Source organism: Arthrobacter silviterrae, from assembly GCF_011045165.1.
Classification (GTDB): Bacteria; Actinomycetota; Actinomycetes; order Actinomycetales; family Micrococcaceae; genus Specibacter; species Specibacter silviterrae.
The window spans coordinates 31,874-50,855 of sequence record NZ_JAAKZI010000008.1 but is presented as its reverse complement, the minus strand read 5'-3'; the positions used below and the strand labels follow the sequence as shown (position 1 = coordinate 50,855).

The 18,982-nt window shown below is 66.4% G+C and carries 16 protein-coding genes; 13 read left to right on the top strand and 3 right to left on the bottom strand.

The genetic code is table 11. From position 1 onward, the window contains the following. Positions 1 to 48: 48 nt before the first annotated feature. Complete coding sequence (locus tag G6N77_RS06575) at positions 49 to 1,407, bottom strand: LysM peptidoglycan-binding domain-containing protein (protein WP_165181228.1); 1,359 nt, start codon at positions 1,405 to 1,407, stop codon at positions 49 to 51. A gap of 264 nt (positions 1,408 to 1,671) precedes the next feature. Between G6N77_RS06575 and G6N77_RS06570 the strand changes: the two genes are divergently transcribed. Continuing rightward, complete coding sequence (locus tag G6N77_RS06570) at positions 1,672 to 2,025, top strand: Rv2175c family DNA-binding protein (protein WP_165181227.1); 354 nt, start codon at positions 1,672 to 1,674, stop codon at positions 2,023 to 2,025. A gap of 17 nt (positions 2,026 to 2,042) precedes the next feature. On the opposite strand, the gene G6N77_RS06565 is transcribed toward G6N77_RS06570, so the two are convergent. Together G6N77_RS06565 and G6N77_RS19780 are read right to left on the bottom strand one after the other, a co-directional pair. After that, positions 2,043 to 3,146, bottom strand: a complete 1,104-nt coding sequence (locus tag G6N77_RS06565; RefSeq protein WP_165181226.1) for a polyprenyl synthetase family protein — start codon at positions 3,144 to 3,146, stop codon at positions 2,043 to 2,045. Positions 3,147 to 3,203: 57 nt separating this feature from the next. After that, on the bottom strand, positions 3,204 to 3,770 hold the full coding sequence (locus G6N77_RS19780) for a hypothetical protein (protein ID WP_240901738.1): 567 nt from the start codon (positions 3,768 to 3,770) through the stop codon (positions 3,204 to 3,206). Positions 3,771 to 4,003: 233 nt separating this feature from the next. Between G6N77_RS19780 and dinB the strand changes: the two genes are divergently transcribed. The 12 genes from dinB to G6N77_RS06500 all read left to right on the top strand — a co-directional run bounded on the left by dinB (position 4,004) and on the right by G6N77_RS06500 (position 18,958). Further along, positions 4,004 to 5,179, top strand: a complete 1,176-nt coding sequence (gene dinB / locus G6N77_RS06555; protein ID WP_205678077.1) for a DNA polymerase IV — start codon at positions 4,004 to 4,006, stop codon at positions 5,177 to 5,179. A gap of 284 nt (positions 5,180 to 5,463) precedes the next feature. Beyond that, entirely contained in the window at positions 5,464 to 5,829 is a 366-nt protein-coding gene (locus G6N77_RS06550; protein WP_165181225.1) for a DUF3040 domain-containing protein, read from the top strand. 495 nt (positions 5,830 to 6,324) lie between these two features. Next, the gene (gene mraZ / locus G6N77_RS06545; RefSeq protein ID WP_165181224.1) at positions 6,325 to 6,762 is read left to right on the top strand and encodes a division/cell wall cluster transcriptional repressor MraZ; all 438 of its coding nucleotides are present in this window, start codon (positions 6,325 to 6,327) and stop codon (positions 6,760 to 6,762) included. 257 nt (positions 6,763 to 7,019) lie between these two features. Continuing rightward, positions 7,020 to 8,018 carry a 16S rRNA (cytosine(1402)-N(4))-methyltransferase RsmH gene (rsmH, locus tag G6N77_RS06540; RefSeq protein ID WP_165181223.1) on the top strand — a complete coding sequence of 333 codons (999 nt, stop codon included), beginning with the start codon at positions 7,020 to 7,022 and terminating at the stop codon, positions 8,016 to 8,018. Further along, positions 8,015 to 8,710: a cell division protein FtsL gene (ftsL, locus tag G6N77_RS06535; protein ID WP_165181222.1), complete on the top strand. Its 696-nt coding sequence runs from the start codon at positions 8,015 to 8,017 to the stop codon at positions 8,708 to 8,710. The genes rsmH and ftsL overlap by 4 nt, the downstream gene beginning before the upstream one ends. A gap of 90 nt (positions 8,711 to 8,800) precedes the next feature. Further along, the gene (locus tag G6N77_RS06530; protein WP_306986448.1) at positions 8,801 to 10,606 is read left to right on the top strand and encodes a peptidoglycan D,D-transpeptidase FtsI family protein; all 1,806 of its coding nucleotides are present in this window, start codon (positions 8,801 to 8,803) and stop codon (positions 10,604 to 10,606) included. 22 nt (positions 10,607 to 10,628) lie between these two features. After that, positions 10,629 to 12,317, top strand: coding sequence for a Mur ligase family protein (locus G6N77_RS06525; protein WP_165181221.1), 1,689 nt, complete (start codon positions 10,629 to 10,631; stop codon positions 12,315 to 12,317). Positions 12,318 to 12,323: 6 nt separating this feature from the next. After that, complete coding sequence (locus tag G6N77_RS06520) at positions 12,324 to 13,895, top strand: UDP-N-acetylmuramoyl-tripeptide--D-alanyl-D-alanine ligase (protein ID WP_165181220.1); 1,572 nt, start codon at positions 12,324 to 12,326, stop codon at positions 13,893 to 13,895. Then, positions 13,892 to 15,004, top strand: coding sequence for a phospho-N-acetylmuramoyl-pentapeptide-transferase (gene mraY, locus G6N77_RS06515; RefSeq protein WP_165181219.1), 1,113 nt, complete (start codon positions 13,892 to 13,894; stop codon positions 15,002 to 15,004). The genes G6N77_RS06520 and mraY overlap by 4 nt, the downstream gene beginning before the upstream one ends. Next, on the top strand, positions 14,986 to 16,572 hold the full coding sequence (gene murD / locus G6N77_RS06510) for a UDP-N-acetylmuramoyl-L-alanine--D-glutamate ligase (RefSeq protein ID WP_165181218.1): 1,587 nt from the start codon (positions 14,986 to 14,988) through the stop codon (positions 16,570 to 16,572). Before mraY ends, murD begins: the two co-directional genes overlap by 19 nt. Continuing rightward, positions 16,572 to 17,822 carry a putative lipid II flippase FtsW gene (gene ftsW, locus G6N77_RS06505; RefSeq protein ID WP_306986453.1) on the top strand — a complete coding sequence of 417 codons (1,251 nt, stop codon included), beginning with the start codon at positions 16,572 to 16,574 and terminating at the stop codon, positions 17,820 to 17,822. Before murD ends, ftsW begins: the two co-directional genes overlap by 1 nt. Further along, the gene (locus G6N77_RS06500) at positions 17,819 to 18,958 is read left to right on the top strand and encodes a UDP-N-acetylglucosamine--N-acetylmuramyl-(pentapeptide) pyrophosphoryl-undecaprenol N-acetylglucosamine transferase (RefSeq protein ID WP_165181217.1); all 1,140 of its coding nucleotides are present in this window, start codon (positions 17,819 to 17,821) and stop codon (positions 18,956 to 18,958) included. The genes ftsW and G6N77_RS06500 overlap by 4 nt, the downstream gene beginning before the upstream one ends. The last annotated feature ends 24 nt before the right edge of the window (positions 18,959 to 18,982 follow it).

Below are 18,982 nucleotides of genomic sequence, written 5' to 3'. Positions count from 1 at the left end.
CCCGCCGGGACCCTTCATTTACCGGAACTGGCCGGCCCTCCAAACTGTTTAGCGGAACAACTTCCGGTTGGCCTTGATGGCGGCAACGTAGTTCTTCGTGTCGGAGAACATGCCGTGCACGCTGACCGAATACTGGCCCTGGTAGTAGCCCGCGATGGCCAGGTCCTCCGTCTTGGACGTCTGCAGCAGGGCGCGGATGATGGCCACGCCGGCCGTGACATTGTCCTGCGGGTTCAGCAGGTTGAGCTTGCGTCCCACCAGCCCGGAGGCCCAGTCGCCGGCGTCGGGAATGACCTGCATGGTTCCGATCGCGTTGGCGGGGGAGACCACCTGGTGGTTGAACCCGGATTCCTGCTGCGCGAAGGCCATTGCCAGCGACGGGTCCACGCCCATGCTCGCCGCCGTCCGTGCCACCATTTCCTTCATCTGGGACTTGGTGGGTGCCGGGGCTGCCAGCAGGGCCCGCAGGTTCTTGTTGGCGTCGGCGACGACGGCATCCGGGTAGGTGTAGTGCAGGAAGGTGTTGGGCACCGTGGGGGCGGCCGGCTGAATCGGGGAGACCGTGGAGGAAGCCGCGGAGACCCCGGGTATGGTCAGGGTCTTGCCGGCGAAGATGGTGGCGTTGACGCTCGACATCCCGTTCGCCTTGGCCAGGGCCGACAGGCCAACCCTGTGCTTGGCCGCGATTGCGGACAGCGTGTCGCCGGACTTGATGACGTATTTGGTGCCGGCTGCCGCCGGTTTGGGGGCTGCCGACACCTGGGCTGCGGGGGCGGCGTGCGCCGGGGCGCCCACCTTGATCACCTGGCCGGGGTAAATGATGGTGGAGGCGGTCATGCCGTTCGCTGCCAGGAGTGCCGCGGTGCCCATGCCGTGCCGGGCTGCAATGGCGCCCATCGTGTCACCGGCGACGACGACGTAGCTGGCTCCCGTGGAGGGAGCCGCCTTTGGTGCGGCCGCAGCGGGTGCGGGGGCCGCGGCAGCGGTGGCGCGAAGCTTCAGGACCTGGTTGGGATAGATGATGCTGGTGGCGCTGAGCTTGTTAAGGGCCAGCACGGAATTGGTGGAGAGGCCGTAGCGGGCGGCGATGGCGGAAACCGTGTCCCCCGGCACCACCTTGTGGGTGGCTGGGGCCGAAGGTGCCTGGGAGGCCAGGCGCGACGGGAGGGTGCCGGCAACGACTGCAGCGGGGATGCTGGCTGAGCGGACACTCTTGGCGACGGTGGCCATTCCGCCGTGCGTGACGGCCGTCGGCAGGGTCCGTGGCCCCGCAGGGAGGGGGGCCGCTGCCGCGGGCTGTGCCAAGGCCAGTGAGGAGAGCATAACGACGGGAATGGCGGCGGTCGCGACGGCCGCCAGTTGCTTGCCGCCGGCAGGTGCGGGCCGTGAGGGGCGGGGGGAAGTCATGGGTGCAGTCCTCTAGGTTCCGGTGCGGATGGTGCTAGTGGTATTGGTGTTACATATGTGACTAATGTGAATTTACACCAAATCTAGGCAATGCGCGCCCTAATGGGAAGACGCCTGCTGCAAAGTACATGGATGGAATTTGTTCGGCAGGGAATGGCCTGCAATTGCGTGCCCGCCCCAATTGTTGTCAATATCGCACGATTGCGGGCGGGCCGGACCGGAATTGGTGTGCGGCTCGCCAACATCTGTGGGAACCTTTAACGCGTGAGCAATGTAGAAAATGTAGTCAGTGAATGGTTGCCCCTGCCGGACGTGGCAGCGCGGCTTGACATCTCTGTCACGAGAGTCCATGCCCTTGTCAAGGACGGTTCCCTGTTGGCCGCCCGGGTGGGGGAGCGCAACATTCGCGCAGTGCCCGCCGAATTCTTTAGTGACGGCCACATCGTTGAAAGCCTGCGGGGGACCATTACCGTCCTTCACGACGCCGGCTTTGACGACGAGGAAGCCATTGTGTGGCTTTTCACCCCCGATGATTCTCTGCCGGGCCGTCCCATAGACGCCCTGCACGAAGGGCGCAAAACCGAAATCCGCCGCCGCGCAGCCGCCCTCGGGTGGTAACAGCCGCCGGTGACGTTCTAGGACGTGCGGGAGACGGCGCTTCGGCCCAGTGCTGAGAGCGCTTTCCGGACATCAGCTGCAACGGGAAGGGCTGCGAGGGCTGCAAAGGCCGTGCTGCTCAGCCCGGAAATCATCTCTTCCGTCCGCGCCAGCGCCTGGGAATCGACCATGATGGCGCACAGCTTGGCAATTTGATCCTCGCCCAGGTCCTGCCGGCCCAGGTGCGAATCGACAAACCGCCTGTCGGCCTCATTGGCGCCGTCGATGGTCAACCCCACCAGCACGGTGCGCTTGCCTTCCCGGAGGTCGTCGCCCGCCGGTTTCCCGGTCTGGGCAGGGTCGCCAAACACGCCCAGGACGTCGTCGCGCAATTGGAAGGCTTCGCCCAGGGGTAGGGCGAACGCACTGTACCCTGCCAGGAGTTCGGTGCTGCCGCCTGCCAGCGCCCCGCCCAGCACCAGCGGGTGCTCGGACGAGTACTTGGCACTCTTGAACCGGATGATGGCGGAGGCGCGGGCCACGGCTGTCCCGTGGGGTTTGGACGGCCCGGACACCTCCTCGAGAATGTCCAGGTACTGCCCGGCCATGACCTCTGCCCGCATCAGGTTGAACACGGAGCGGGCCGGGCTGGCGGCGCCGGCGCCGATGGAGGCAAAAACCTCTTCGCTAAATGACAGGCACAGGTCGCCGGTCAAGATGGCCGCCGCATGGCCGAATCGTTCCTCGTTCAACGCCCAGTTGCGTTCCGCATGCAGGGTGCTGAACTGGCGGTGGACGCTGGGGCCGCCCCTGCGGGTGTCGGACCTGTCAATGATGTCGTCATGGATCAGGGCGGCAGCCTGAAACAGTTCCAACGCAGCCCCGGCCAGGATGATTTCGCGGGCACCGGCTCTGCCCCCCGCCCCGCGCCAACCCCAATAGGCCAGCAGGGCCCGCATGCGCTTGCCACCGGTCACCAGCGACCTGATGGCATCCACCAGGACCAGGGTGTCCGGGGAAATCCGGCCAAGCAGCGTGTGCTTTTCGTCCAGGAAGGATGTCAGTTCATCCGCCACTTCTGCGACAAAGGCTTCCTGCTCAACCGTGGTCGGGTCCTCCGTGGTCGCGGCAAATGCGCTCATGCTGTGGGAATCCTTGCTGTGTCTCGCCATGGGTGGAATCGGGAAAAGTGTTCGGGGTTACTTCAGGGACGCCGGCAATACGTTGGCGCCAACGGTAACCGTGGACGTGGAACCGGTCTGGACAACGCTGACCACCACATTCTCCTGCCCCGCGCCGCGCACAAATGTCTTCGAGGGCGTGCCATCCACCGCATCCCCGGGGAGGGCCGTAAACTTTTGGCCCGTGTAGACCTTGGTGTAATACGCCAGGACGTCGGCGGGCTTGGCCGTGATCGTGGCGGTCAGGGACGCGACGGACAAAGGGGTGCTCCGTTGCAGGCTTGATGCCTGGACCTGTGCACCCTTCATGAGGGGAATGAGCGTGGACGGGAAGCCGGCCACCAGTTCATTGACGGCGGATTCCACCGTGGGCTGTGCGCTGGCATCGGTGCTGGCGGCCGCGGTGGTGGCTGGACTGGAGGCCGCACTGGTGGCAGTGGTGGAACCCGGTGCGGACGACGACGGCGAAACCGGGGCCCCGGAGCAGCCGGAAAGAAGCACGACGGCGGCCACGGCCGCGACGGCCGAAAGGTGCGACAGCCGCGGGGCCAAGGCGGACGCGCATTGGGTGCTGGCGGTGATCATGGCGATTTCCTTAGCTGCCGGGGTCGGTGCAATGGATCCAGACCAGTTTACCTGCGGGCGGTGGGTGGAATTGCCGGGGCCACTGTGTCAGGGCCCTTCACTACACTTGAAGTGTGGAGCAGCAACCTCGCCGTATGGCCATGCGCCCCGCCCGGGCAGAGCCCGGGGCGGGTGAATCGGCGCTGCGCCGGGACCAGGCCGGCAGGGTGCTGGACCAGTCCGGGTGCACCATCATGCACGTGGACATGGACGCATTTTTTGTCTCAGTCGAGCTGCGCCAGCGGCCGGAGCTGAAGGGCCGGCCCGTGATTGTCGGCTTCCCGGAGGGCCGTTCAGTGGTCCTGTCCGCGTCCTACGAAGCCCGCAAGTTCGGTGTGAGGTCCGCCATGCCCATGGCGACGGCCATGCGGATGGCGCCCACCGCCGTCGTCATCAACCCGCGGCACGGCCTGTACCAGGAGGTGTCGGCGCAGGTCATGGAACTCTTCAACTCCATCACCGACACCGTGGAACCTCTTAGCGTAGACGAGGCCTTCCTGGACGTGGCAGGCGCCCTCCGGCGGCTCGGCACGCCACTGGAAATTGGTGCGCTGGTGCGCCGCCGCGTGGCCGCCGACCTCGGCATCACTGCCTCAGTGGGCATTGCATCCTCCAAGTTCGTGGCCAAGATCGCCTCCACGCGGTGCAAGCCGGACGGCATGCTGCTCATTGAAAGGGACCGCACGGTGGAATACCTGCACACCCTTCCCGTCCAGGCGCTGTGGGGGGTGGGGGCCAGGACGCTGGAAACACTGCAGCGGCTGGGCATCTTCACGGTGGCGGATGTGGCGGCCACCCCTGTTGGCGTGTTGCAAAAGACGCTCGGAGCCGGCGGCCGGGCCCTCCACCAGCTGTCGTGGGGGATCGATCCCCGGCCGGTCACACCGGTGCGGACGGAGAAAAGCATAGGCGCGGAGGAGACCTTCGCCGTTGACACGTTCGACGACGACGTCCTCACCCGGGAACTGCTCCGGCTTTCACACCGTGTGGCGGCGCGGCTGCGCGAATCGCACCTTGCCGGGCGGACCCTGGCCCTGAAAATCAAGTACTCCGACTTTTCCACCATCAGCCGCTCCAAGTCCATGGGGGCCGGCCTGGACAGTGCTGGCCAGATTTACGCCGGTGCCGTGGCGCTCCTGCGCGCCCTGGGGACCCGCCCCCAAAGCGTGCGCCTGATCGGGGTGAGGGTGGAATCCCTGGAATCCATCGAGACCGCACCGCTGCAGTTCAGCCTGGACCGGCGGGACGACAACGGACGCAATGCCGAAGTGGCCGGTGACGCCATCGCCGCGAAATTCGGCACCGCCAAGGTGGTGCCGGCTCGGCTGCTGGCAAGCCGGCAAAAAAAGCAGGGGCCGGGCCCGCGATAATGGCTTGCAGAAACCGCGAAAATCACCGAAAATGCGGCCCATCCGGTGTTAGCCAAATTACTTTTTGACAGTACGGAACTCCATGCACACCGCCGGGTTTCAGTTCCACAAAATCAAGCCTATTGTTAGTAGTGGGAGTTCGCTCGGCAACGGTCCTAGACCCCGTTGGCACCCTGCGGAGACCGGGGCATTTTTTGTCCGGTTTCCACCGTGGGGAACTAAATGGGACACCAAGGGCGTTAACGAGTTAAGACGCCCATGGCCCTGACCTGAAGGAGGTCGTCATGCCCCTCTCTGAGCACGAGCAAAGACTGCTTGACCAGCTGGAGCAGCAACTGCATGCCGAGGACCCGAAATTTGCCAATGCACTGGCATCGGACCCGGCCCACTCGCTGTCCACCCGGCACATTGTGATCGGCGTTCTCGTCCTGATCGTCGGCATCATGGTTCTGCTTGGTGGCGTTGCGCTGTCGCAGATCGTGGTGGGAATCCTCGGGTTCCTGATCATGGGCGCAGGTGTGTACTTCGCGGTGTCAAGGCCCAAGTTCAGCGGTGACCCGACGGCCCCCGCAAAATCCGGGTCAAAGCAGAAGAGCGGCTTCATGAGCAACCTCGAGGAGCGTTGGGAAGAACGCCGCCGCGAGCAGTAGCTGAGCCTGGCATCCTGATCAGCACCGGGCAGCCCCGGCTGTGGGCTGCCGGATGACGTGATTCTTGTCGCGCGGCGCCGTGTGACGGCCCCTCGAGGCGACATCGATATCCCCAAAAGGTCCCTTCGAGGGCCTTTTTGCGTTTAACAGGACCTGTTGCCGCCCGGGGCGCCCCTGGCCTTCCGTGCGCCGGCCCTCCACTTTCCACCACCGGCGGCCGTCCGGACCCAATATTGCGCCCCAAACGGGCCCCGCGGCCGGGCGGGGCGCGGCAGTGCGGCGAGCCCGGGGGGAAATGCGGCCGGCCGCGAAAATTTCCCTCCACCCCGGCAAAGGCGTCTGCTTCCCTGCTATGGCAAGGATCCGGCTGCCGACACGCGGGCCAATTGGCGCGCCATGTCGTTGACGGTGGAGGATTGTGGAGTAATGTGGAGCGCGTAAGAGGGAAATGGTGAAGGGTAGCTCGAAAGACCTTGGGGGAGAGGGCGGTGGGGGATGTTTCTGGGAACACACTCACCGCGCCTCGACGAAAAGGGCCGGCTCATCCTTCCCGCCAAATTCCGGGAGGAATTGGCCGGTGGACTTGTCCTGACCAAGGGGCAGGAACACTGCATTTACGTCTTCAGTGCCAGGGAATTTGAAAAGGTCCATGCGGACATGGTGGGTGCACCGATGCAAAATCGGCAGGCACGCGACTATGGCCGCATCCTTCTCTCCGGGGCATCTGATGAAGTTCCCGACAAACAAGGGCGTGTGACCATTCCGGCCACACTTCGCGCCTACGCAGGTCTCGACCGGGAGTTGGTGGTCATTGGGGCCGGCAACCGTGCGGAGATTTGGGATGCCAAGGCCTGGACCGAGTACTTGGCGGAACAGGAAAAGGCGTTTGCGGAAATGGATGAAGACGCCGTCCCCGGCACAAAAGCGCAATAGGCAGCACGCAACATCAGCTCCATGCACCACCAGCACCACACGACATGGGTTTGAACCATGGCGCGGCACGGACTTTCTTGAATGAGGTCTCCAGCCGCCCGGCAGTGTCAATCCTGGCTCACCTTCCCCGGAGCCAGGCGGGACAGGCCCGGCGCGGAGGGGGAGCTGGTTTAAGAACGGCGGCCACCCACTGATCGAGCACTGACCGCAGACCAGGCAATCCGGACATCAAGGTACTTATCGGAAATGGAGGCGTGATGACGTCGGAAGTTCCCACGCCACCCACCTCAGCCCGCCACACACCCGTTCTCAAGGACCGCTGCATCAACCTCCTGGCTCCCGCCTTCGACACCGCCCTCCAGGAGGGGCGCACCCCCTTCGTTATTGACGCCACGCTCGGCATGGGGGGGCACAGCGAGGCCATGCTCCAGCGGTTCCCCGAGCTGCACCTGATAGGCATCGACAGGGACACCGAGGCACTTGGCCTGGCCGGGGCCCGCCTGGCACCCTTCTCCGCCCGCACCGACCTGGTGCATGCCGTGTACGACGAGATCCCCGAAGTGCTGGGCAACCTCGGCGTGCAGCAGGTGGACGGAATCCTCATGGACCTTGGCGTGTCCTCCCTGCAGCTGGATGAGCGCGAACGCGGATTCGCCTACTCCTTTGACGCACCCCTGGACATGCGCATGGACACCAGCCGCGGACCCACGGCGGCCGACGTCGTCAACACTTATTCAGAAGAAGACCTGGTGCGGATCATCCGCAAGTGGGGCGAGGAAAAGTTTGCCGGCCGCATTGCCAACCACATCGTTGCTGCCCGTGACAGGAAGCCCCTCACGCACACCGGCGAACTGGTCGACATCATCCGCAACGTGGTCCCCGCCGGGGCCGCACGCACCGGCGGCCACCCGGCCAAACGAACATTCCAGGCGCTGCGGATTGAAGTCAATGAGGAACTGAGCGTGCTTGAGCGTGCCGTCCCCGCCGCGGTCGATGCGCTGGGCCTGCACGGTCGCGCCGTCGTCATGTCCTACCACTCGCTGGAGGACAAGATCGTCAAGGCTGTTTTTGCCGCCGGGTCACGTTCTTCGGCACCGGCGGGCTTCCCCGTGGAACTTGAAGAGCACAAGGCCACCCTCAAGCGCCTGACCAAGGGAACCGAAATTCCCACGGACGAAGAAATTGCAGAAAACCCCAGGGCCGCGTCCGCGCGGCTTCGCGCAGTGGAAAAAGTGAAAGTTAGGAACCGCACATGAGCCAGCTTGCATTCCGCACGGTTTCAGCCACGAGCGGCAACAATGCCCGAGTGCTGCAAGGAGGGGACCCCCACCGCGAGGGGGGCAACCCGCTCCGCGGAACGGCTCCCAAGGCAGCAAGGCCCCGGACCCCGCTTTCCCTGGTGGTCTCGGTGCCGCGGCGGAACCGGACCCCGCTGGTGGTTTCCTTGTTTCTGCTGGTGGTGGCGGCGCTGTCGGCCGTATTGGTCATGAGTGTTTCGGTGTCCCAGGGACAGTACGAGCTGGTGGCCCTGAAGACGCAGCAAAGCAACCTGGAGAAGTCCAACCAGGCGCTGGAACTTGACCTGACCGCACGTGTTGCCCCACAGAGCCTCGTGGCCAAGGCTGCGGCCATGGGCATGGTGCCGGCTGCCACAACCGGCCAGATTGACGTGCGCACCAAGAAGGTGACAGGCAACCCCCAGCCCGCGTCGGCGGACACCAAGGGCCTGGTGGTCATTCCACCGGCCAACATGAACGCACCCCAGCCCGCCGCGGCCGCTGCCGCCGCCCCGGGCACGTCCCTCCAGGATGCAGCAGCCAAGGACGCCGCGGCCTCCCGCACGGATGCCCCCAAGGCTGTTTTGGGGGCTGCCCCGGCTGCCCCGGCGGCCGCGGCACCGGATCTCAATGGCGGCACCATCCCCGCTCCGGGGCAAAAGCACAGCTAAGGTGTGAGGGACACGGGCGGACCGCACCAGCCGCCCGGCAGGCGGGGGGACCGTCCAGCAGGCAATACATACAGGCAGCAAGGAAACGCAGTGGCAAAAGACTCCCCAAACCCAACGAACGGTGCACTTGCACACCGCTTGAACAAGGTGGGCCGGGGCCGGATGCGTGTTGGCTTCGTCGTCATGCTGGCCTTTCTCCTGGTCATCGCGGGCAAGCTTGTCATGATCCAGGGGCTGGATGTGGGCCACCTGGCTGAAGCGGCCGAGACCCAGCGGACGGTGGTGCAAAAGCTGCCCGCCGTGCGGGGAAAGATCCTGGATGCCAACGGCAAGGTGCTGGCCGAAAGCATCCTGCGCTATGACATCACGGTTTCGCAGGTCAACAGCTCCCTGTATCCGGAATACAAGCACGTTGACACCGCCAGCCAAAAAACGGTGACGTACACCCGGGCCGAAGGGCTGCAGCAGCTGGCGGACGTGCTGAAGCTGCCCGTTGACCAGGTCACCAAGGCCGCCACGGGCGACAAGACGTTCAATTACATCGTCAAGGACGTCAGCCCTGCCGTGGAGAGCCAGGTGGCGGCCCTGGGCGTGCCCGGCATCTATTCCCAGGCCCAAACCAAGCGCGTCTACCCCGCCGGCTCAGTGGGCGGCAACATTGTCGGCTTCCTGGGCTCGGACGGCACACCGCTGGCCGGAATTGAGCTGACCATGAATGACAAGCTCACCGGCAAGGACGGCTCACGCACCTACCAGGCCGGCAAGAACGGGATCATCATCCCCACCGCGCCCGTCAGGACCGTCCCGGCCGTGGACGGCCAGACGGTCAAGCTGACCATGAACCAGGACATCCAGTATTACGCCCAGCAGGCCGCCCAGGAACAAAAGCAAAAATACAGCGCCCAGTGGGCCACCATCCTGGTCATTGAGGTCAAGACCGGCAAGGTGGTGGCGATGGCCGACACCGACACCGTGGACCCGAACGACCCGGGCAAGACGGCCGCCGCCAACCGCGGCGCACGCTCCGTAAGCGCCGTCGTCGAGCCCGGCTCAACTGACAAGATCATGACGGTGTCCGGGGTGATGGACAAGGGCCTGATGAACCCCCTGACGCACATCGTGGTGCCGCCCACCTACACCGTGGACGGGGAAACATTCACCGACGCATTCCCGCACGGCACTGAGCAGCGCACCCTGGCCGGCATCATCGGCCAGTCCCTCAACACGGGAACGGTCATGGCGGGGGAGAAGATGACCCCGCAGGAACGTTATGACAACATGCGCAAGTTCGGGATCGGCCAGCTCACCGGCATCCCGCTGCCCGGCGAGAGCCCCGGCATTTTCGCCACCCCGGACAAATGGGACGTGCGCCAGCAATACACCATCCTGTTCGGCCAGGGCGTTGCCCAAACACCGCTGCAGACAGCAATGGTGTACCAGACAATCGCCAACAACGGCGTCCGGCTCAAGCCTCAGCTGATCGATTCCTTTACCGCAGCGGACGGCACCGTGTCCACGGTTCCGCAGGCACCGGGCATCAAGGTCATCAGCCCCCAGACGGCCCAGCAGGATCGGGACATGCTGGAAAGCGTCGCCACCATGGGTGACGCCCCGGATGTGAAGATCCCGGGCTACCGGGTGGGCGGGAAAACCGGCACGGCAGAGGCTCCGGCCAGCAACGGCGGGTTGAGCGGGTACACCTCCTCCTTCATCGGCATGGCGCCCATGGACAATCCCGAGTACGTTGTTGCCGTGACCGTCCAGCAGCCGCAGGGACTCATTTACGGCGTCACCCAGGGCTACACCTTCAACGACGTCATGGGCCAGGTCCTGCGCACCTACGATGTTCCGCCGTCCAGCACCCCGTCCGTCAAGCTTCCCCAGTTCTACAAGTAACCCGCGCAGAGCACGACACAACATGAAAGAAATTCACCCAGTGGAACAGCCCGGCCCCGGCCAAAATCCGAACCGCACCCCGCCCCTGAGGCCCGCCCGCCAGGTGCCCGTGGCGCTGGAGCGCATTGCCTCCGCGGCCGGGGCCAGCCTGCCCGCGGGCGGTTCCTCCACGTGGGTGACGGGCGCAAGCCTGGATTCGCGCAGCATCCTGCCGGGCGACCTCTACCTGGCCCTGCCAGGCGCCCATGTGCACGGTGCAGCCTTTGCCCGCCAGGCTGTCGCGGCCGGTGCCGTTGCCGTGCTGACGGACGACGCCGGCGCCCGCCTTGTCGGGGACGGTTGCGGTGTTCCCGTGCTTGTCTGTGCGGACCCCCGGGCCGTGACCGGTGCGGTGGCTGCCCTCGTCTATGGCACGGACCCGGCCGGCGGCGGGACGGGCATGGCGATGTTTGGCATCACGGGCACCAATGGCAAAACCACCACCACCTATTTCCTGAACTCCCTGCTCCGTGCCCTGGGAAAGGCCACGGGGCTCATTGGCACCATTGAGATCCTGGCCGGGGACCAGCCCATCCCCAGCAAGCTCACCACCCCCGAGTCCACCGACGTCCACGCCCTGCTGGCCGTCATGTCGGAACGCGGACTCGACGCTGCCTCGATGGAGGTTTCCTCCCATGCACTGGCCTTTGGCCGGGTTGATTCGGTGGTTTTTGACGTGGCCGGATTTACCAACCTGACCCAGGACCACCTGGACCTGCACGGCGGCATGGACGGCTACTTTGCCGCAAAGGCGCAGCTGTTTACCCCGGAGCATGCCCGGCGTGCCGTGGTGACGGTGGACGGGCCGTGGGGGCGCAAGCTCGCCGAGACAGCCACCGTGCCGGCCGCCACGCTGTCCACGCTGCCGGGAGGCACTGCCGACTGGCGGGTGGCCGGCATTGAACGGATCGGCGTGGGCTCGCGCTTTGAGCTCCACGGGCCCGGCGGGGTGGTGCTGCGCGTAAAAACCGGCCTGCCCGGCGGCTTCAATGTCTCCAACGCCGCCCTGGCCCTGGCCATGGTGGCCGAGCACCTCCTCACCGAGAAGGACGACGGCGGCACGCGGGACAGCGGCGGCACCCGGCGCGCCGCCGTCGTCCGCGTGCTGCAGGCGGCCCTCGACGCAAGCGACCCCTTCACCCTCGACGTGCCGGGTCGCATGCAGCTGGTCGGCACCGCGCCCGTGGCCGTGGTGGACTTTGCCCACAACCCCGACGCGCTCCGGCTGGCGCTGGCGGCCATCCGCTCCGGCGAGCCCGGCTCCAGGGTCATCGTGGTCTTCGGCGCCACGGGGGAGCGCGATGTGACGAAGCGGCCCATCATGGGCGCCATTGCGGCCGAAAACGCCGACGTTGTCATCATCACCGACGACGACCCCCATGACGAGGAGCCGGCAGGCATCCGGGCCGGGGTCCTGGCCGGTGCCGTGGAGGCCAACACGCGCCTCGGGCTGGGCCGGACCATCGAGGAGCACGGGGAGCGTGCGGCGGCCATCCGCCGCGCAGTGGAGCTGGCCAGGCCCGGCGACACCATCCTGGTGGCCGGGCGCGGCCACGAGGTGCACCAGGAAGTCAAGGGCGTCAACGTGGCCCTGGACGACAGGGTGGAGCTGAAGCAGGCCCTGGCCCGCTATGGATTCCCCGTCGCCGGAGCCGGCAGGATAGAGTCATAAACCGAGATGATTGAATTTTCAGCGGCCGAGATTGCCGATTACACCAACGGACGGCTGTCAGCCGGAACCGACCCCAACTGCCGCATTGACGTGGCCCTCATCACCACCGACTCCCGCGAGGCCTCGCCCGGGAGCATGTATGTGGCCAAGGCCGGCGAGCACGCCGACGGGCACGACTTTATTGCCGCAGCCTTCACTGCGGGGGCAGTGCTTGCCCTGTCGGAGCGTGAGGTGCCCCGCGCCGGAGGATCCTTTCCAGCGGTCATCGTGGCCGACGCCGTTGCCTCCATGGGCCTGTTGGCTGCCGAGGTGGTGCGCCGCATCCGGGCCCATTCGCCCCTGACAGTCATCGGCATCACCGGCTCGGCTGGAAAAACAACCACCAAGGACCTGCTCGCCGGTGTGTTGTCACAGCTGGGCGACACCGTGGCACCGGTCGGCTCCTACAACGGGGAAGTGGGCGTGCCGCTGACGGTGTTCCGCGCCGTGGAGACCACCCGGCACCTCATCATTGAGATGGGGGCCACGAAAATGGGCCAGATCAGTTACCTGGCGGGGATTGTCAAGCCCGACATCGGCGTGGTGCTGTGCGTTGGGAGCGCCCACGCCGGTGAATTCGGCTCCATTGACAACATCGCCACGGCCAAGGGCGAGCTCGTGGAGGCACTGCCCGCAGGCGGCACTGCCATCTTGAACTTCGATGATTCACGGGTCCGCGCCATGGCAAGCCGGGCCGGTGCGCCCGTCACCTTCTTCAGCAGCGCCGAAACCGGCGGTGCCGCGCACACCGGAGGGGCCGGCGTCGTTAATGCCCTCAACGTCCGCACCACCGGCGGCCACCCGGAATTTGACCTGGTGTTCCCCGGCAGCGGGGAAAGCCACCCTGTGAGCAGCAAGCTCCTGGGCCTGCACCATGTGGCGAACCTGCTGGCCGCCGCCGCGGCCGCCCACGCGGCAGGCGCCGCACCCGCGGACATTGCCTCAGCCCTCAGCGCCCAGGGGCCTGCCAGCCGCTACCGGATGGAACGCACCGACCGCCCGGACGGCGTCACCATCATCAACGATGCCTACAACGCCAATCCGGAATCCATGCGGGCCGCCCTGCGCACCCTGGCGGAGCTGGGTGCCGGCGGAACCCGCCGCACCTGGGCCGTGCTGGGCGAAATGCTGGAGCTGGGCAGCGATTCCGTGCTGGAGCACGACGCCGTGGGCCGGGTGGCCGTGCGGCTGAACATTTCCCGGCTCATTGTGGTCGGCACTCCCGCGCGTTCCATGCACGTGGGCGCCGTCATGGAGGGCTCATGGGGGGACGAGTCGATGTTTGTCCCTGACGCCGACGCCGCGCACCAGCTTTTGCTGCGCGAGCTGGCCCCAGGGGACATCGTGCTGGTCAAGTCCTCCAACGGTGCCGGCCTGCGGTTCCTCGGGGACCTGCTGGCAGCGGATCGGATAGCATTGCCTTCGGGGAAGGCGGAAACTGCGGGCGGCGCAGTCACAGAAATCGACCAAAGCACGGTTCAGGGCACAGTCCAGAGTAATGTTCAAAAAAACCCCGGCGAAAGGACCCCTCAGCCGTGATTGCATTGCTTATTGGCACCGGACTGGCACTGGCCCTCTCGATGGTCGGCACGCCCCTGTTCATCCGGCTCCTGGTCAAAAAGGGGTACGGGCAGATCATCCGCGATGACGGCCCCACCACCCACCAGATCAAGCGCGGCACGCCCACGATGGGCGGCACCGTGGTGGTCGGCGCGGTGGTCCTTTCCTACTTCATCACCCACCTGATCATTTGGCTCCTGAACCCCAATTCGCAGGGGCCCACCGCATCCGGGCTGCTCATGATCTTCCTCATGCTGGGCCAGGGCCTGGTGGGATTCCTGGACGACTTTTTGAAGATTTCCAACCAGCGCAGCCTTGGCCTGGACGCCAAGGGCAAGCTGGCCGGGCAGGCCGTGGTGGGCATTGCCTTTGCCGTCATGGCACTCGGCTTCCCCGACAGTTCCGGCAAGACGCCCGCCAGCACCTTCATTTCCTTTGCCCGCGACATCCCCTCCCTCAACCTGGCCTTTGCCGGTGCCGGGCTGGGCGTGGTGTTGTTTGTCCTGTGGTCAAACCTGATCATTGCCGGCACCACCAACGGCGTGAACCTCACCGACGGCCTGGACGGGCTCGCCACGGGAGCCGCCATCCTGGTCTTCGGCGCCTACACCCTCATGGGCCTGTGGCAGACCAGCCAGGGCTGCGGCGGCCGGAAGGTGCCCGCTGAAACCGTGTGCTACGAAGTCCGCGACCCGCTGGACCTTTCCCTTGTCGCCGTCATCATGTTTGCCGCGCTGATCGGGTTCCTGTGGTGGAACACGTCACCGGCCAAGATTTTCATGGGGGACACGGGATCGCTGGCCATCGGCGGGGCCATGGCCGGCTTTGCCATCCTTTCCCGGACGGAAATCCTGCTGTTCATCATCGGCGGGCTCTTTGTCCTCATCACCCTCTCCGTCATCATCCAGGTGGGCTTCTTCAAGCTGTCCAAGGGCCGCCGGGTGTTCCTGATGGCACCCCTGCAACACCACTTTGAACTCAAGGGCTGGGCCGAGGTCACCGTGGTGGTCAGGTTCTGGATCCTGGCCGGGCTCATGGTGGCCGTGGGGCTGGGCGCCTTTTACGCTGAATGGATTGTCCGACTGTGACACACACTGCACCCGCATCCACCGCCGCTGCCGGGGCAGGCCGCCTGGCCGGTCTCACCAGCTGGGGCGCCGACTGGGCCGGGCTCCGCGTGGTGGTCACCGGCATCACGAAGACAGGCTTCTCCGTGGCCGACACCCTCGCCGAGCTGGGCGCCCGCGTTGTGGTGGTGGCCTCCTCGCACGACGACGAGTCCCGGCGCGCCGCCGACACCCTTCGCATCGTGGGGGTTGAGGACGTCATCCTGGGCCGGGAATCCTCCACCGTGCTGCCGCTGGTGGGCGGTGAACCGGCCGAACTGGTGGTCACGAGCCCCGGCTACCGGCCCAGCCACCCGCTGTTGGCTGCCGCAGCCGACGCCGGCATCCCCATCTGGGGCGACGTGGAACTGGCCTGGCGCGTGCGCACCCGCGAGGGCCGCAAAACCGCGGAGTGGATCACCATCACCGGCACCAACGGAAAAACCACCACCACCACCATGGTGGAACTGATGCTCCAGGCCGCCGGGCTGCGCGCCATCGCCGCCGGGAACATCGGCACGCCCATCCTGGATGCAGTGCGCGATCCGGAAGGCTACGACGCCCTGGCCGTGGAACTCTCCTCCTTCCAGCTGCACTGGATCCAGTCCCTGGAACCGGTGGCCAGCGCGTGCCTGAACCTGGCCGAGGACCATGTGGACTGGCACGGCAGCTTTGACGCCTATGCAGCTGACAAGGCCAAGGTCTACGCCAACACCAAGGCGGCCTGCGTCTACAACGCCGAACAAATCGAGACCGAACACATGGTGGAAGAGGCCGACGTCCGCGAAGGCTGCCGTGCCGTGGGCTTCACCACCGGCATGCCTGCCATCAGCATGGTGGGCGTGGTGGAGGGGCTCATCGTGGACCGGGCCTTCATCGCCGAACGCAAGGACTCCGCCGTCGAACTGGCCCATGTCAGCGACATTTCCGAGCTGGTGCCCCGGCACCTCGTGGCCAACGCGGCCGCCGCGGCGGCGCTGGTGCGGGCGTACGGGCTCACGCCGGAAAATGTGCGCGACGGCCTCATCGCCTACGAGAGCGGGGACCACCGGATCCAGCCCGTGGCCACCTCCGGAGGGGTCCTGTGGGTTAACGATTCCAAGGCCACCAACCCGCACGCAGCCGCGGCCTCCCTCTCCGCCTTCAAGCCCGTCATCTGGATTGCCGGGGGGCTGTCCAAGGGTGTCGAATATGACGAACTGGTCAGCGCGCATGCAGGCCGGCTCAAGGCCGTGGTCCTGATCGGGGAGGACTCCTCGGCCCTGGCCGGCGCCCTTTCGCGACACGCACCCGATGTGCCCGTCATTGAGACGGACAAGGGGCACACTGGCAGGGAAGGCGTGGCCGAAACGCCCATCTTCGGGGATGCCGTCATGGCGCAGGCCGTTGCCGCCGCCGCCCAGCTGGCGGAAGACGGCGACACGGTGCTCATGGCGCCGGCATCAGCGTCGATGGACCAGTTTTCGTCCTACGCCCACCGAGGCCAGTCGTTCATCAACGCCGTGCGGGAGCTGTTGGAACGACGGGCGAGCGCCAACAAGGAGTCATAGTGGCCACTACGCCGGCAACCAGGGGCACCGCCCCCAAGGTGGCGCCCCCGTCCGGGCCCGCCCGCACCGCCACCAGCCGCTGGAAGCGCGTCCGCAACAGGGTCAATGCCCTGTCCGGACGGCCCAGCGCCTCCTACTACTGGATCATCGCCACCACTGTGGCACTGACCGCGGTTGGGCTCATGACAGTGCTCTCCGCATCGGCCGCCGAATCGATTTCGGCCGGCATCGACCCCTACTCCCTGTTCATCAAGGAGTCCATGTTTGCCGGCTTCGGGCTGGTGCTCATGATGGTCCTGTCCTTCGTGCCGCCGTCGGGCCTGAAGAGGATGGCCTGGCCCACCCTGGGCCTGTCGGCGCTCCTGCTGATGCTGGTCGTTTTCACCCCGCTCGGTGTGAACATCGGCGGCAACAGGAACTGGATCAACTTCGGCAACTCCATCCAGTTCCAGCCCTCAGAGGCCGCCAAGCTGGCGCTGGCGCTGTGGATGGGCCTGGTGCTGTCCCGCAAGGGCCGGCTCATGGCGGACTGGCGGCACACCCTGCTGCCCGTGGTGCCCATTGGTGGCATCCTGGTGCTCCTGATCTTGCTGGGGCACGACCTCGGCACCTCCGTCATTGTCATGGCCGTCATCGGCGCCGGGCTGTATTTTGGCGGCGGCAGCAAGCGCGTGCTGATTGGCGCGGTGGGGGTCGGGGTGGCTGCCGCCGCGGCCATGGCCGCCTTCAGCGGCAACAGGACTGCACGGCTCTCCGGCTGGCTGGGCAATTGCAGCGACGGCCAGGGCCTGTGCGACCAGGCGCAAAACGGGCTGTACGCGCTGGCGTCGGGCCGGTGGTTCGGCGTGGGGCTGGGGCAGAGCCGGCAAAAATGGAGCTGGATCCCCGAAGCCCACAACGACTTCATCTTTGCCATTCTCGGCGAGGAGCTGGGCCTGCTGGGCACGCTGGTCATCATTGCCCTCTACGGCGTGCTGGCCTTCGCCTTCTTCCGCGTCATCATGAAGCGCAACGACACGTTCGCCCGGGTGGTGTGCGGGTCCATCCTGGCCTGGATCATCGGCCAGGCCTTCGTGAACATAGCCATGGTTGCCGGACTCCTGCCAGTGATCGGTGTTCCACTGCCATTGATTTCCTACGGCGGCAGTGCCCTGGTGATGGTGCTGGCGGGAATCGGCGTGGTGCTGTCCTTTGCCCGCACCGACCCCGCAAGCGACGCTGAAGCAGAAAGCGCATCGATTTCTTCATGACGAATACAGCAAACGCCGTCTCCCGCCCGGGCGGCCCCCTTTCCGTGGTGCTGGCCGGCGGCGGATCCGCCGGCCACGTCAGCCCGCTGCTGGCCATCGCCGCGGCCGTCCGCCGGGCCGTTCCGGAAACCGCCATTCTGGCCGTGGGAACGGCAGACGGCCTGGAAACACGCCTGGTGCCGGCCGCGGGCCATGAACTGGCCACCATCGCCCGGATACCGCTGCCGCGCAGGCCGTCGCCGGAGTTGCTGAAACTGCCCGGGCGCATGCGCGGGGCCATTGCCGACGGCAGGCGCATCCTGACCGAGGCCGGGGCGGACGTGCTGGTGGGGGTGGGCGGCTACGTGTGCACGCCCATGTACCTGGCCGCCAGGCACCTAGGCGTGCCCATCGTGGTGCACGAAGCCAATACCAAGGCCGGGCTGGCGAACAAGGTCGGCGCCCGCTATGCCGCGCACGTGGGTACAGCCTTTGCCGCCACCAAGATCCGCGGCGGGCAGCTGGTGGGCATGCCCATGCGTGCGGCCGTGTCCGGGCTTGACCGCGCCGCGGCGCGCGCCGGTGCCCGCGAACGGCTGGGCCTGGACGCCGAAGCCCCCACGCTGATTGTCACGGGCGGCTCACTCGGGGCCCTGCGCCTGAACACGGCCCTGGCCGGGGCCTTGGAGGCGCTGGCCGGCGCCGGCATCCAGACCCTGCACATCACCGGCCGCGGCAAGGCTGTCATGGCGGACGACGGCGGCCCCCTCACCGCACCCCGCTACCGCCAGCTGGAGTATGTGGACGCCATGGAGGACGCCTATGCCGCGGCAGACCTGCTGTTGTGCCGCTCCGGCGCGGGGACAGTGTCCGAGGTGGCCGCCGTCGGGCTTCCGGCCGTGTTTGTTCCCCTTCCCGTGGGCAACGGCGAGCAGGCCCGCAACGCGGCAGGACTGGTGGCCGCGGACGCAGCGCTGCTGGTGCCCGATGCGCAGCTCAACGCGGCCTGGATTGAGGCGAACGTGATCCCGCTGTGCCTGGACCCGCAGCGGCTGGCCGGCATGTCCGCACGGGCGTCGGCGCTGGGCATCCGGGACGCCGCGGAGCGCATGGCGGACATGGTTTTGGCGGCAAGCGGAAAGTGGCAGCAACAGTGACACAAACATCGGCAGCAACACCTT